The sequence below is a fragment of the Pseudomonas sp. LBUM1679 genome (assembly GCF_059695565.1).
Map to the genome: position 1 here is coordinate 331,997 of NZ_CP166774.1, position 15,153 is coordinate 347,149.

Below are 15,153 nucleotides of genomic sequence, written 5' to 3' on the forward strand. Positions count from 1 at the left end.
CGAATCGAGCTGTGGATACGTTCGACAAAGCGGTTGAACGAGGTGCCCAGTGCGCCGAATTCGTCGTGGCCGTGGATGGTCAGGCGTTTGGTCAGGTCACCTTCGCCTTCGGCGATGTCATGCATCGCGCGACCCATGGTCAACAGCGGCTGCATCAGGAAGCTGATCAACATACCCAGCAGCGCGATGATGATCACCACCGCGATCACCATGGCAATGATCGCCGAGGTGCGCAATTCGCTGAGCATCGCGAAGGCGGTTTCCTGGTCCAGGACCAGCGCGACATACCAGTCCGCCGATGGCACCCCGTTGACGTGGGTGAAGGAGATGAACTGGCGCTTGCCGTCGACCTCGACTTCTTTCATGCCAGGGCTGACTTTCGGCGCGCCGCTGGGGTAAGCGTCGACCAGGCTCTTGAGCACCAGTTTGCTGTCCGGGTGGATCAGGATCTTGCCGTCGGCGCTGACGATGAACGCTTGGCCGTGACCGCCGAAATTCAGCGAGTTAATGATGGCGCTGACACTGGACAGGTCGATGTCTGCGCCGACGACGCCAATCATCTGGTTCTGATGCTTCACCGGGGTGGCGACGGTGATCACCAGTTTGCCTGACGAGGCCGCGATGTAGGGTTCGGTAACGATAGTCTGCTGCGCACTATTGGCCGCCGTGTACCAGCCGCGGGTGCGGGGATCATAGTCCGCGGCGCGATTGCCGGCCGGAATCGAGAACATCACGCCATCGGTGCCGCCGAAGTAACTCAGTTGAAAGTTGCTGGTGTAGGCCGGCAGGTCGATGGCGCGCTTGAGGCTGGCCTGGGCGCTGCCATCGACGGCGAGTTGCTGGGACAGCGATTGCAGCAGCTGAATGCGACTTTCCAGCCAAGTCTGGATATTGCTGGTGGTCAGGCTGCCGAGTTCCTGCATCGAGGCTTCAGTACTGCTGCGCAAGGTCTGGCGCTGACGGTAGTCGTTGAACAGGATGAAACAAGCGAATGCAACGGCCACCACGAGGGCGGCAGCCAACAAGATCTTGTGGCTGAATTTCATGTTTCTGGTCATTAAATGATCTACCGCGGAGGGGGCTTGTGTAGGAGCGAGCTTGCTCCGGGCGGCGTTCCGGCGATGGATTTCAGGGCGCCGCGTGAAGTCAGCAAGCACGCGTTATCGTTGACGCCCATCGTCGGAGCGCCGTCTGGAGCAAGCTCGCTCCTACCTGTGTCGACTGGCCGGCGCCAAAGATTAGGCGTCTTTTGTCAAAATCGACGAAATATCCAACAGCAAAAGAAAGGGGCTGATTTTGCGCAAATTACCCAGACCAATGGCGAAACAAATAGCCGAACGGTCGGGGAACCACATGAGGGATTTCTCTTCTAAGCTTCTGCTTGGCAGACATGCCATTCCCCTTCGCCCCAGGAGCTACACCATGTCGCTGCGTTCTATCGCCCTGCTTTCGTTCTGCGTGTTGTTGGCTGCGTGCAGCAAGGTCAATCAGGAAAACTATTCGAAACTGTCGGCAGGCATGCCCAAGGCCGAGGTTGAAACCTTGCTGGGTAAACCCGCCGACTGCTCGGGCGCGCTCGGCATGTCCAGTTGCACCTGGGGCGACAAAAACAGCTTTATCAGCGTGCAGTACGCCGGTGACAAAGTACTGATGTTTTCCGGCCAAGGTCTGAAGTAATCCGGGGCGATACGCCCACGGGAGAAAAACAATGAAGCGGTTACTGATTTTACTTTTTGCCGGCCTGATACTAGCCGGCTGCGCCACTTCCGGCGAAGACCCGTTGGCGCCCAAGACCGTCGACAGTGTCAACCTCAAGCGTTACCAGGGCACCTGGTACGAGCTGGCTCGTCTGCCCATGTACTTCCAGCGCAACTGCGCGCAGTCCGAAGCCCATTACACCCTCAAGCCTGACGGCAACGTGCTGGTGTTGAACCGCTGCCTGACGTCGGACTGGCAATGGGAAGAGATCAAGGGCACGGCGTCTCCGCAGATCCCAGGCAAGACTGACAAGCTGTTGGTCGAATTCGACACCTGGGTCTCGCGTTTGCTGCCAGGTATGGTAAAGGGAGAATACTGGGTGTTGTACGTCAGCGAAGACTATAAGACGGCAATCGTTGGCGACTCGAGCCGCAAATATCTGTGGCTGTTGTCGCGGACTCCGACGGTTAACGGTGTAGTGCGCGAAGAACTGCTGAGCAAGGCGCGCCAGCAGGGCTACGACACCACGCGTCTGATCTGGCGCGCGTCGGATACGCAGATGGCCAAGACCTCGAACTGATCACATATATCCCCCTGTAGGAGCTGGCTTGCCAGCGAAGGCGGCCTATCAGTCAACATCATCGTTGAATCTGATGGCCTCTTCGCTGGCAAGCCAGCTCCTACAGGAGGTTTGCGTCAACCAGGGGATTTGCGTCAGCCGAGGAGATCGCGCAAGACCTGGGTGAACGCGCGATTGCTCTCTTCTTCGTCGGCATGACGCCCATCACGCACAACCCACTGGCCATTGACCAGCACATCGCGCACCTGTCGATCACCACCGGCAAACAACCACCGGTTCAAAATCCCGTCGCCACTGGCCGTCGCCAGGTACGGATCATTGCCGTCCAGCACCAGCCAATCCGCACGCTTGCCAACTTCCAGTGCACCGATCGGCTGCCCCAGCGCCTGAGCCCCGCCCTCCAGCGCAGCGTCGTACAGCGTGCGGCCAACCATTGGCTGATCCGCGCCATACAACCGGTTACGCCGCTGATCACGCAGCCGCTGGCCGTATTCCAGCCAACGCAATTCTTCCACCACGCTGAGCGACACATGGCTGTCGGAACCGATGCCCATGCGCCCGCCCTGGGCAAGGAAATCCACCGCCGGGAAAATCCCGTCGCCGAGGTTGGCTTCGGTGGTCAGGCACAGGCCGGCAATGGCGCGGCTCTTGGCCATCAGCGTGACTTCTTCCGGGTTGGCGTGGGTGGCGTGGACCAGGCACCAGCGTTGATCGACTTCGGTATTTTCGTACAGCCATTGCAGCGGACGCCGGCCACTCCAGCCCAGGCAGTCATCGACTTCCTTCTGCTGTTCGGCGATGTGAATGTGTACCGGGCACTGTTGGTCGCTGGCTGCCAGCACTTCGCTGATCTGCTGCGGTGTGACTGCACGCAACGAGTGGAAACACAGACCCAGCGACTGTGCCGGCTGTTGCGCCAGGATCGGCTGCAAGCGCGACTGCAGCTTGAGATAGTTTTCGGTGCTGTTGATAAAGCGCCGCTGGCCATCGTTCGGGGCCTGGCCGCCGAAACCGGAATGGCTGTACAGCACAGGCAGCAGCGTCAGGCCGATGCCGGCGGCACTGGCAGCCTGGCTGATGCGCAGGGCCAGTTCGGCCGGGTCTGCGTAAGGTTGGCCATTGCTGTCGTGGTGCACGTAATGAAATTCCGCGACCGAGGTGTAACCGGCCTTGAGCATTTCGATGTACAGCTGACGGGCGATGACGCCGAGTTGATCCGGGCTGATTTTTCCGACGAGGCGATACATCAAATCGCGCCAGGTCCAGAAACTGTCGTTCGGATTACCCGCCACTTCCGCCAGCCCGGCCATGGCCCGCTGGAAGGCGTGGGAGTGCAGATTGGGCATCCCCGGCAGCAGCGGACCGCTGAGCCGTTCGGCGCCATCTGCGTGAGAATCGGCCTGGATATGGGTCAGTATGCCCTCGGCATTGACCTCAAGACGTACATTGTTGGCCCATCCACTAGGCAGCAGCGCGCGATCGGCAAAGAAGGCGGACATGGTTCAGCACCCCATCGTGTGTTATTTGTATATACATATACAGACGTTTGCCTGCCCGGTAAACTCCGGCAAGCTAGCAACCTCTAACAAATGACCAAGGATTAACCGTGCCGACTCCGCCTGCCACATTGCCGCCGAATGCCAATCTGAGCGCCAATCTGGGCGACAGTCCGGCGCCCTTGTATGCCCGCGTCAAACAAATGATCACCCAGCAGATCGACAGTGGAAACTGGCCGCCGCACTACCGCGTTCCGTCGGAAAGCGAGCTGGTCAGTCAGCTGGGTTTCAGTCGCATGACCATCAACCGCGCCCTGCGCGAGATGACCGCCGACGGTCTGCTGGTGCGCATGCAGGGCGTCGGGACCTTCGTTGCCGAGCCGAAAAGCCAGTCCGCGCTGTTTGAAGTGCACAACATCGCCGACGAGATCGCCTCCCGTGGCCATCGCCACGCCTGCAAGGTGATCATCCTTGAAGAAGAAGCCGCCGGATCCGAGCGGGCGCTGGCGCTGGACATGCGTGAAGGCCAGAAGGTGTTTCACTCGCTGATCGTGCATTACGAAAACGATATCCCGGTGCAAATCGAAGACCGTTTCGTCAACGCACTGGTGGCGCCGGACTACCTCAAGCAGGATTTCACCCTGCAAACGCCATACGCCTATCTGAATCAGGTGGCACCGCTGACTGAAGGCGAACACGTGGTCGAGGCGATTCTGGCCGAGCCGACCGAATGCAAATTGCTGCAGATTGAAAAAGGCGAGCCGTGCCTGCTGATTCGTCGCCGGACCTGGTCCGGCCGTCAGCCGGTGACGGCCGCCCGTTTGATCCACCCAGGTTCGCGCCATCGTCTGGAAGGGCGCTTTCATAAGTAAGGGGCAAAGATGAGTCAGTTGAAAGTCTTGCGCGCGGCCGATTACCCGCGCATGCCGTGGAAGAACGGCGGCGGCAGCACTGAAGAAATTACCCGTGATGCAGGCGCCGGTCTTGATGGCTTCGGTTGGCGTCTTTCGATTGCCGATATCGGCGAATCGGGCGGCTTCTCGACGTTCGCCGGTTATGAGCGGGTGATCACCGTGCTGCAGGGCGAGGGCATGACCTTGTGCGTTGACGGCCAGGACACTCGGTCATTGTTACCGCTGGACCCGTTCGCCTTCAGCGGCGAGAGCCAGGTGTCCTGCGCGCTGCTCGGCGGGCCGATTCGCGATTTCAACCTGATTTATGCGCCGCAGCGCTACAGCGCGCGGTTGCAGTGGCTGGCGGGCGAGCAGCGGTTTTTCAGCTCGGCCGGGACGGTGTTGGTGTTCAGCGTGGCCGACGCGCAGGAAGTGAAGGTTGGTAACGACGCCTCACAACTGGGGCGGCATGACTGCCTGCAGCTCGACGGTAACGTCGGCCTGCTGGAAGTCTCCAGCAATGGCCAGTGCTGCGTGATTGAACTGACTGCACGCTGATTCAAGATTTTTAAAAGATCGCAGCCTCGTTTCACTCGACAGCTCCTACAGGATGAACACCATTCTCTGTAGGAGCTGTCGAGTGAAAACGAGGCTGCGATCTTTTGGTTTCCAGCGTTCCCCATTGCGCACCAACTTGTTACCGAACGCCCCAACGTGGCGCAAAACCACGCTCAAGTAACAGCGTTACCCCTTCCGAAAAATCCTCCCCGAAAAATTTCATCTTTGTCAGAGCCCTTGATTCAGGCGCTTTTCAGCCCTCTCAAACCTTTTCTTTAACACCCATCCAACAAGTTGGCCGCATGATTGCATATGCTTGTATGTACAAGTAAAGACGTATGCGTATGAGTCACGAAGACTCGACCGGCGTCCACTGATTCGCTGGTGTGCCTTTCTGCTCACCGGCTTGCTCGCCCACTGGGTTGGTTTGGATTGATTGCTGAGGAGTTCTTTTCGTGACTGAGAATAAACCTACTAAGTTTCGTGACGTTGAAATCCGCGCTGCCCGCGGTAACAAGCTGACCGCCAAAAGCTGGCTGACCGAAGCGCCGCTGCGCATGCTGATGAACAACCTCGACCCGGAAGTGGCCGAAAACCCTAAGGAATTGGTGGTTTACGGTGGTATCGGTCGTGCGGCACGTAACTGGGAATGCTACGACAAGATCGTCGAAAGCCTGACCAACCTGAACGACGACGAGACCCTGCTGGTGCAATCCGGCAAGCCGGTCGGCGTGTTCAAGACCCACACCAACGCCCCTCGCGTACTGATCGCCAACTCCAACCTGGTGCCACACTGGGCGAGCTGGGAACACTTCAACGAACTCGACGCCAAAGGCCTGGCCATGTACGGCCAGATGACCGCCGGCAGCTGGATCTACATCGGCAGCCAGGGCATCGTTCAAGGTACCTACGAAACTTTCGTCGAAGCCGGTCGCCAACACTACAACGATGACCTCAAAGGTCGTTGGGTCCTGACCGCAGGCCTCGGCGGCATGGGCGGCGCTCAACCTCTGGCGGCTACATTGGCCGGCGCGTGCTCGCTGAACATCGAATGCCAGCAGGTCAGCATCGATTTCCGCCTCAACAGCCGTTATGTCGATGAACAAGCCACCGACCTCGACGACGCGCTGGCCCGTATCGCCAAGTACACCAAGGAAGGCAAGGCGATCTCCATCGCACTGCTGGGCAACGCGGCGGAAATCCTGCCGGAACTGGTCAAGCGCGGCGTGCGCCCGGACATGGTCACCGACCAGACCAGCGCCCACGACCCGCTCAACGGTTACCTGCCGGCCGGCTGGACCTGGGAAGAGTACCGCGCTCGCGCCAAGACCGAGCCTGCTGCCGTGGTCAAAGCCGCCAAGCAATCGATGGCTGTGCACGTCAAAGCCATGCTCGAATTCCAGAAAATGGGCATTCCGACCTTCGACTACGGCAACAACATCCGTCAGATGGCCCAGGAAGAAGGCGTGGAAAACGCATTCGACTTCCCGGGCTTCGTACCGGCTTACATCCGTCCGCTGTTCTGCCGTGGCATCGGTCCATTCCGTTGGGCTGCACTGTCCGGCAACGCTGAAGACATCTACAAGACCGACGCCAAGGTCAAAGAACTGATCCCGGACGACGCCCACCTGCACAACTGGCTGGACATGGCGCGCGAGCGCATCAGCTTCCAGGGTCTGCCGGCACGTATCTGCTGGGTTGGCCTGGGCCTGCGCGCCAAGCTCGGCCTGGCGTTCAACGAAATGGTGCGCAGCGGTGAATTGTCCGCGCCAATCGTGATCGGTCGTGACCACCTGGACTCCGGTTCCGTAGCCAGCCCGAACCGCGAAACCGAGTCGATGCAGGACGGTTCCGATGCCGTGTCCGACTGGCCACTGCTCAACGCCCTGCTCAATACCGCGAGCGGCGCGACCTGGGTTTCCCTGCACCACGGCGGCGGCGTCGGCATGGGCTTCTCCCAGCACTCGGGCATGGTGATTGTCTGCGACGGTACTGACGAAGCGGCCGAGCGTATCGCTCGCGTACTGCACAACGACCCGGCGACCGGTGTCATGCGTCATGCCGATGCGGGTTATCAGATCGCGATCGACTGCGCCAAGGAGCAGGGGCTGAACCTGCCGATGATTACCGGCAAGTAACACAGGCCTTGGCCTGATGCAAAACCTGTAGGAGCGAGCGATGCGGCGCCCCGGCTTGCCCGCGAAGGCGTCTTTTCTGACACACCGCGGTTCGCGGGCAAGCCTCGCTCCTACAGGGGATCACCAACATCGACCAACAATCCACAGAGGTTGAATCATGGCTGTTAACAGCGATCGTGCAGGCAGTAAACCGTTGATCGAGAAGCGTTCGATCGACTACATCCCGGAAGCGGAGAGACACGGTCGTCTGTTGAGCCAGTTCACCCTGTGGATGGGTGCCAACCTGCAAATCACCGCGATTGTCACCGGGGCCCTGGCCGTGGTGCTGGGCGGTGACGTGTTCTGGTCGTTGATCGGTCTGTTGATCGGTCAACTGCTCGGCGGTGGCGTAATGGCGCTGCATGCGGCGCAAGGGCCCAAGCTTGGCCTGCCGCAGATGATCTCCAGCCGGGTACAGTTCGGCGTGTATGGCGCTGCCATCCCGATCGTGCTGGTCTGCCTGATGTACCTCGGTTTCACCGCAACGGGCACCGTGCTTTCCGGCCAGGCGCTGGGCCAGTTGTTTGGCGTCAGCGACAGCGTCGGTATCCTCATCTTCGCCAGTGTCATCGTGCTGGTCACGGTGCTTGGTTATCGGGTGATTCATTTCATCGGCCGTGTCGCCAGCGTCATTGGCGTGATTGCCTTCGTTTACCTGTTCAGTCGTCTGATGAGCCAGACTGACGTTGGCGCACTCCTGCAAATCCGCCACTTCAGCTGGACCAGCTTTCTGCTCGCGGTGTCGCTCGCGGCGTCCTGGCAGATCGCCTTTGGCCCCTACGTGGCTGACTATTCACGCTACCTGCCGAGCAAGACTTCCTCGGTGAAGACCTTTTTCGCCGCAGGCGCGGGTTCGGTCATTGGCGCACAGGTGGCGATGATCCTCGGCGTGCTTGCCGCTGCCTCGGCCAACGGGCAGTTCGCCGGCCACGAAGTGGCTTACATCGTGGGTCTGGGCGGTACCGGTGCCACCGCTGCGCTGCTGTACTTCAGCATCGCGTTCGGCAAGGTCACCATCTCCACGCTGAACTCCTACGGCAGCTTCATGTGCATTGCGACCGTCATCAGCGGTTTCCGTGGCGACCTGCGGGTCACGCGCTTGCAGCGTCTGGTCTTCGTGCTGGTCATCGTCGGCACTGCGACCCTGATCGCGTTGCTCGGTCAGCACTCGTTCCTCGGTGCGTTCAAGTCCTTCATCCTGTTCTTGCTGGCTTTCTTTACGCCATGGAGCGCGATCAACCTGGTGGACTACTACTGCATCACTCGCGAGCGCTATGACGTGCCGGCGCTGGCCGATCCGAACGGTCGCTACGGCCGTTGGAACCCCCTCGGTATCAGCGTCTATGTCTTCGGTGTGCTGGTGCAACTGCCGTTCATCTCCACCAAGTTCTATACCGGTCCGCTGGTGGAAGCCTTGGGTGGTGTGGATATTTCCTGGATCATCGGTCTGGTGCTTCCCGCAGCCCTGTATTACCTGTGTGCGAAACGATGGCACGGCGCAGTACCCGATCAACTGATCCTGCCTATCGAGCAGGACAGCGTTGTACAACCCAAAACAAGCGGGGCCGGTCGCGCTGCGGCGCAGGCCTGATTGGACGTGGACAGGGCTGGATGCCTCTTGACTGCCGTAAGCCAATTCATGATTAGGAGCGTCACACAATGAAATCGAACAAGACCCTGCTGACCACATTACTTTCCATGGGCCTGCTCGCCAGTGCCGGCGCCACTCAGGCCGCCGGTTGGTGCGAGTCGGGCAAACCGGTGAAATTCGCCGGCCTGAACTGGGAAAGCGGCATGCTGCTGACCGACGTGATGCAAATCGTGTTGGAGAAGGGCTACGACTGCAAGACCGACAGCCTGCCAGGCAACTCCATCACCATGGAAAACGCCCTGAGCAGTAACGACATTCAGGTGTTCGCCGAAGAATGGGTCGGCCGTAGTGAAGTCTGGAACAAGGCCGAGAAGGCCGGCAAGGTGGTGGGTATCGGCGCTCCGGTCGTTGGCGCGGTCGAAGGCTGGTATGTGCCGCGTTACGTGATCGAAGGCGACGCCAAGCGCAAGCTGGAGCCAAAAGCCCCGGACCTGAAAGCCATCGCCGATCTGGGCAAATACGCCACCGTGTTCAAGGACCAGGAAGAGCCAGCCAAGGGCCGTTTCTATAACTGCCCGGCTGGCTGGACCTGTGAGCTGGACAACAGCGAAATGCTCAAAAGCTACGGCCTGGAAAGCACCTACACCAACTTCCGCCCAGGCACCGGCCCGGCGCTGGACGCAGCGGTGCTGTCGAGCTACAAGCGTGGCGAGCCGATCCTGTTCTACTACTGGTCGCCCACCCCGCTGATGGGCCAGGTCGACCTGGTCAAGCTTGAAGAAAAACCGGGCGTGGACAAGAGCGTGACCATCAAGGTCGGCCTGTCCAAAACCTTCCACGAGCAAGCCCCGGAACTGGTGGCCGTACTGGAAAAGGTCAATCTGCCGATCGACCTGCTGAACCAGAACCTCGGGCGCATGGCCAAAGAGCGGATCGAGTCACCAAAACTGGCGAAAATCTTCCTCAAGGAACATCCTGAAGTCTGGCACGCGTGGGTGAGCGAAGACGCAGCCAAAAAGATCGACGCGGCCTTGTAGGTTGAGCTTCACCGGCTGCCGTCAGCGGCAGTCGGATGCTTGATTGCAACCCTTGATTGAGAGTCTCTTATGTTTCCCGAAAACTTTACCTTTTCCATCGCCGACTGGGTCAACAGTTGGGTCGATTCGCTGGTCACCAACTACGGCGACGTGTTCCGGCAAATCTCCGACACCCTGTTGTGGGCCATCGTCAATCTTGAAGGGCTGCTGCGTGCGGCCCCCTGGTGGCTGATGCTGGCGATCGTGGCGGGCGTTGCCTGGCACGCGACCCGCAAAGTCGTGACCACTGCCGTCATCGTTGGCCTGCTGTTCCTGGTGGGGGCGGTCGGCCTCTGGGACAAGCTGATGCAGACCCTGGCACTGATGATGGTGGCGACGGTCATTTCGGTGCTGATCGGCATTCCGCTGGGCATTCTCTCGGCGCGTAGCAATCGCCTGCGTTCGGTGCTGATGCCGCTGCTGGACATCATGCAGACCATGCCGAGTTTCGTGTACCTGATCCCGGTGCTGATGCTGTTCGGCCTGGGCAAGGTCCCGGCGATTTTCGCCACCGTCATCTACGCGGCGCCACCGCTGATCCGTCTGACCGACCTGGGCATTCGCCAGGTCGACGGTGAAGTGATGGAAGCGATCAATGCCTTCGGTGCCAACCGCTGGCAGCAACTGTTTGGCGTGCAACTGCCGCTGGCCCTGCCGAGCATCATGGCCGGGATCAACCAGACCACCATGATGGCCCTGTCGATGGTAGTGATTGCCTCGATGATCGGTGCCCGTGGCCTGGGCGAAGATGTGTTGGTGGGGATTCAGACCCTCAACGTCGGACGAGGCCTTGAAGCCGGTCTGGCGATCGTGATTCTGGCAGTGGTCATCGACCGCATTACTCAGGCGTATGGTCGGCCACGGCATGAGGTGAGCAAATGAGCAACGAAGCCATCAGCAAGATTGAAGTCAAGAACGTCTTCAAGATTTTCGGCAACCGTTCCAAGGAAGCACTGGCCATGGTCGGCCAGGGCAAGACCAAGGACCAGGTATTGGCCGAAACCGGCTGCGTGGTCGGCGTGAACGACCTGTCGCTGAGTATCGGCACGGGTGAGATCTTCGTGATCATGGGCCTGTCGGGTTCCGGCAAGTCGACGCTGGTGCGCCACTTCAATCGCCTGATCGACCCGACCAGTGGCGCGATCCTGGTGGACGGCGTGGACATCCTGCAATACGACATGGAAGCCCTGCGCGAATTTCGCCGACACAAGATCAGCATGGTGTTCCAGAGCTTCGGCCTGTTGCCGCACAAAACCGTGGTGGATAACGTCGCCTACGGCCTGAAAGTGCGTGGCGAGAGCAAGCAGATGTGCACCGAGCGCGCGCTGCACTGGATCAACACCGTGGGCCTCAAGGGCTATGAAAACAAATACCCGCATCAGTTGTCGGGCGGCATGCGCCAGCGTGTGGGCCTGGCCCGCGCATTGGCGGCGGACACCGACATCATCCTGATGGACGAAGCGTTCAGCGCCCTTGATCCACTCATCCGCGCAGAGATGCAGGACCAGTTGCTGGAACTGCAAAAGACCCTGCACAAGACCATCGTCTTCATCACCCACGACCTCGACGAGGCCGTGCGGATCGGCAACCGCATTGCGATCCTCAAGGATGGCCGCCTGATTCAGGTCGGTACGCCAAGAGAGATCCTGCATTCGCCGGCGGATGAGTATGTGGACCGGTTCGTGCAGCGGCGGGCGGCGGTGGTTTAAAGGTTTGCGGTGATCGGACGGGCCCCATCGCGGGCAAGCCCGCTCCCACAGGGATAGGTTGTGTTATGCAAATTGTGTTCACACCTCAGAACACTGTGGGAGCGGGCTTGCCCGCGATGAGGCCAGTAAAGCTGCATCAATTTTCAGGATGTACGGTTGAGGTTTAATGATGTCCCAGGCTGAAAAAATCGTAATCGCCGACGCCCCGTTGCGTTGGCAGGATGTCGTTGCCGTAGCCCGCCATGGCGCACAGCTGGAGCTGTCGACCCAGGCCTGGGCGCGGATCGAAAACGCCCAGGCCATCGTCCAGCGCATCGTCGCCAGCGGCGAACGCGCCTATGGCGTCAACACCGGTCTGGGGGCGTTGTGCAACGTCTCGCTCAAAGACGAGCAACTCAGCCAACTGTCGCGCAACACCTTGCTCAGTCACGCCTGCGGCGTTGGCGCTCCGTTGGCCGACGGGCAGACCCGCGCGATCATGTGTGCGGCCGTCCGCAATTACAGCCATGGCAAATCCGGCATTCATCGCCAAGTCGTCGAAGCCCTGCTGGCGCTGCTCAACCGCGGCATCACCCCGCAAGTGCCATCCCAGGGTTCGGTCGGTTACCTGACCCACATGGCCCACATCGGCATCGCGCTGCTGGGTGTCGGCAATGTGAGCTATCGCGGACAGATCGTTTCTGCGCAGCAGGCGCTGGCCGAAGAAGGTCTGCAACCGGTACAGCTCGGCGCCAAAGACGGTTTGTGCCTGGTCAACGGCACGCCGTGCATGACCGGTCTCAGCTGCCTGGCGATTGCCGACGCCACGCATCTGCTGCAGTGGGCTGACGTGATCGGGGCGATGAGCTTCGAAGCCCAGCGCGGTCAAATCGCAGCGTTCGATGCCGAAATCATCGCGCTTAAACCGCATCCGGGCATGCAACAGGTCGGGATCAACCTGCGCGCCTTGCTCGATGGCAGTGAAGTGATCGCCAGCAGTAAAGGCATTCGCACTCAGGACGCGTTGAGCATCCGCTCGATCCCGCAAGTCCACGGCGCCGCACGGGATCAACTGGCGCACGCGGTTCAACAGATCGAAACCGAACTCAACTCTGTCACTGACAACCCGATGTTGCTGGGCACGCCGGACAATTTCCGTATCGTGTCCCAGGCCAACCCGCACGGTCAGTCCGTGGCAATGGCTGCCGATCTGCTGGCCATCGCCATGGCAGAAATCGGCTCCATCGCCGAGCGGCGCCTGGATCGTTTGATCAACCCGCACGTCAGCGGTCTGCCAGCGTTTCTGGTAGCCAACCCGGGGGTGAACTCCGGGATGATGATCGTCCAGTACGTCGCCGCTTCGCTGTGCGCGGAAAACCGCCAATTGGCGCAACCGGCGGTGCTCGACAACTACGTCACCTCGGGCCTGCAGGAAGACCACCTGAGCCTGGGCACCAACGCGGCGTTGAAGCTGCACCGCGCGCTGGAAAACTGCACGCAGATCCTCGCCATCGAATATCTTCTGGCGGCCCAGGCGTTTGAATTCCTCAAGGAACAACGCTTTGGCGCCGGCACCGATGCCGCATGGCGTCTGCTGCGCGAACGGGTTCCGGCCTACGATCAGGACCGCTGGCTGGCGCCGGACATCGCCGCTGCGGCGGGCGTTTTGAAAGACCCGGTCTTGCTGCAAAAAGCCTTGCCGAATGTGAACTGATTTCCATACAAAACCAGCGTGCCAAGGCGCCAGCCCCCTCAAAAAGGCGGGAAGCGACGGACAACGGAAATCTCCGGAGCGTCTGGTAGTTAATAACACTCTCAAAAGGAGCAAAAAATGACTGCGCTTAATTTGATTCCCGGCCAACTGAGCCTTGCCCAACTGCGTGATGTCTATCAGCAGCCGGTGAAACTGACCCTCGACAACAGCGCCTCGGCGCAAATCGAAGCCAGCGTCGCCTGCGTGGAACAGATCCTCGCCGAGAACCGCACTGCCTACGGCATCAATACCGGTTTCGGCCTGCTGGCCTCGACCCGCATCGCCAGCGAAGACCTGGAAAACCTCCAGCGCTCGCTGGTGCTGTCCCACGCCGCCGGTGTCGGCGAGCCGATCAGCGACGCCCTGGTGCGCCTGGTCATGGTGCTCAAGGTCAACAGCCTGAGCCGTGGCTTCTCCGGCATTCGCCGAGTGGTGATCGACGCGTTGATCGCGCTGATCAACGCCGAGGTTTACCCGCACATTCCGTTGAAAGGTTCGGTCGGTGCCTCCGGTGACCTGGCGCCGTTGGCCCATATGTCGCTGGTGCTGCTTGGCGAAGGCAAGGCGCGCTACAAAGGCGAATGGATGGAAGCGACCGAAGCGCTGAAAGTCGCCGGTCTGACGCCGTTGACGCTGGCCGCGAAAGAAGGCCTGGCGTTGCTCAACGGCACTCAGGTGTCCACCGCTTACGCGTTGCGCGGTCTGTTTGAAGGTGAAGACCTGTTCGCTGGCGCCGTAGCGCTGGGGGCCCTGACCGTCGAAGCGGTATTGGGCTCGCGTTCGCCGTTCGATGCGCGCATCCACGCTGCGCGCGGCCAGAAAGGCCAGATCGACGCCGCTGCCGCTTACCGTGATTTGCTGGGCGAGCGCAGTGAAGTCTCCGACTCGCACCAGAACTGCGACAAGGTTCAGGACCCGTACTCCCTGCGCTGCCAGCCACAAGTCATGGGGGCGTGCCTGACTCAGTTCCGTCAGGCTGCCGAAGTGCTTGCAGTCGAGGCGAACGCGGTCTCCGACAACCCGCTGGTATTCGCCGCAGAAGGCGACGTGATCTCAGGCGGTAACTTCCACGCCGAACCGGTGGCCATGGCCGCCGACAACATGGCCCTGGCCATCGCTGAAATCGGCTCCCTGAGCGAGCGCCGTATCTCGCTGATGATGGACAAGCACATGTCGCAACTGCCGCCGTTCCTGGTGGCCAATGGCGGCGTGAACTCCGGCTTCATGATCGCCCAGGTGACGGCGGCGGCACTGGCGAGCGAGAACAAGGCGTTGTCCCACCCGCACTCGGTGGACAGCCTGCCGACTTCCGCGAACCAGGAAGACCACGTGTCGATGGCGCCGGCGGCAGGCAAGCGTTTGTGGGAAATGGCGGAAAATACTCGCGGGGTGCTCGCCGTGGAATGGTTGGCGGCGTGCCAGGGGCTGGATTTGCGTGAAGGTTTGAAGACTTCGCCGAAGCTGGAAAAGGCCCGGTCGATCCTGCGTAAAGAAGTGCCGTTTTATGAGAAAGACCGGTTCTTTGCGCCGGACATTAATGCTGCCAGCGAGTTGTTGGCGACGCGCTGCCTGAACGAACTGGTTTCGGCGAAGTTGCTGCCGAGCCTGTAAGGGCCTCTTCGCTGGCAAGCCAGCTCCTACGG

Annotated in this window: 12 protein-coding genes and 1 pseudogene; 11 read left to right on the top strand and 2 right to left on the bottom strand. The window is 60.4% G+C overall.

Annotated features, from left to right (window positions below):
* Positions 1-23 precede the first annotated feature (23 nt).
* Positions 24-1,058 (bottom strand): annotated as a pseudogene (locus tag ACA062_RS01565) (HAMP domain-containing protein); the annotation flags it as partial.
* Between the two features lie 364 nt (positions 1,059-1,422).
* Here ACA062_RS01565 and ACA062_RS01570 point away from each other — a divergent pair.
* Entirely contained in the window at positions 1,423-1,677 is a 255-nt protein-coding gene (locus ACA062_RS01570; protein ID WP_128872236.1) for a hypothetical protein, read from the top strand.
* Between the two features lie 31 nt (positions 1,678-1,708).
* Positions 1,709-2,278, top strand: a complete 570-nt coding sequence (locus ACA062_RS01575) for a lipocalin family protein (protein ID WP_497454932.1) — start codon at positions 1,709-1,711, stop codon at positions 2,276-2,278.
* Between the two features lie 134 nt (positions 2,279-2,412).
* Here the strand turns inward: ACA062_RS01575 and ACA062_RS01580 are convergent, their stop codons facing one another.
* A complete protein-coding gene (locus tag ACA062_RS01580) occupies positions 2,413-3,777 on the bottom strand; it encodes a formimidoylglutamate deiminase (protein ID WP_497454933.1) in 1,365 nt (454 codons plus the stop codon).
* 200 nt (positions 3,778-3,977) lie between these two features.
* On the opposite strand from ACA062_RS01580, the gene hutC reads away from it, so the two are divergent.
* The 9 genes from hutC to hutH (ACA062_RS01625) all read left to right on the top strand — a co-directional run bounded on the left by hutC (position 3,978) and on the right by hutH (ACA062_RS01625) (position 15,121).
* Positions 3,978-4,646, top strand: a complete 669-nt coding sequence (hutC, locus tag ACA062_RS01585; RefSeq protein WP_497457344.1) for a histidine utilization transcriptional repressor HutC — start codon at positions 3,978-3,980, stop codon at positions 4,644-4,646.
* A 9-nt stretch (positions 4,647-4,655) separates the two neighbouring features.
* Positions 4,656-5,225: a HutD/Ves family protein gene (locus tag ACA062_RS01590; RefSeq protein WP_497454934.1), complete on the top strand. Its 570-nt coding sequence runs from the start codon at positions 4,656-4,658 to the stop codon at positions 5,223-5,225.
* A 455-nt stretch (positions 5,226-5,680) separates the two neighbouring features.
* The gene (hutU, locus tag ACA062_RS01595) at positions 5,681-7,363 is read left to right on the top strand and encodes a urocanate hydratase (RefSeq protein WP_128872231.1); all 1,683 of its coding nucleotides are present in this window, start codon (positions 5,681-5,683) and stop codon (positions 7,361-7,363) included.
* 157 nt (positions 7,364-7,520) lie between these two features.
* Complete coding sequence (locus ACA062_RS01600; RefSeq protein WP_497454935.1) at positions 7,521-8,993, top strand: purine-cytosine permease family protein; 1,473 nt, start codon at positions 7,521-7,523, stop codon at positions 8,991-8,993.
* A 68-nt stretch (positions 8,994-9,061) separates the two neighbouring features.
* Entirely contained in the window at positions 9,062-10,030 is a 969-nt protein-coding gene (locus ACA062_RS01605; RefSeq protein WP_497454936.1) for an ABC transporter substrate-binding protein, read from the top strand.
* 69 nt (positions 10,031-10,099) lie between these two features.
* Positions 10,100-10,951 carry an ABC transporter permease gene (locus ACA062_RS01610; RefSeq protein WP_497454937.1) on the top strand — a complete coding sequence of 284 codons (852 nt, stop codon included), beginning with the start codon at positions 10,100-10,102 and terminating at the stop codon, positions 10,949-10,951.
* Entirely contained in the window at positions 10,948-11,778 is an 831-nt protein-coding gene (locus ACA062_RS01615; protein WP_497454938.1) for a quaternary amine ABC transporter ATP-binding protein, read from the top strand. Before ACA062_RS01610 ends, ACA062_RS01615 begins: the two co-directional genes overlap by 4 nt.
* A gap of 169 nt (positions 11,779-11,947) precedes the next feature.
* Entirely contained in the window at positions 11,948-13,471 is a 1,524-nt protein-coding gene (hutH, locus tag ACA062_RS01620) for a histidine ammonia-lyase (protein WP_497457345.1), read from the top strand.
* A 117-nt stretch (positions 13,472-13,588) separates the two neighbouring features.
* The gene (gene hutH, locus ACA062_RS01625; RefSeq protein ID WP_497454939.1) at positions 13,589-15,121 is read left to right on the top strand and encodes a histidine ammonia-lyase; all 1,533 of its coding nucleotides are present in this window, start codon (positions 13,589-13,591) and stop codon (positions 15,119-15,121) included.
* Positions 15,122-15,153 lie beyond the last annotated feature (32 nt).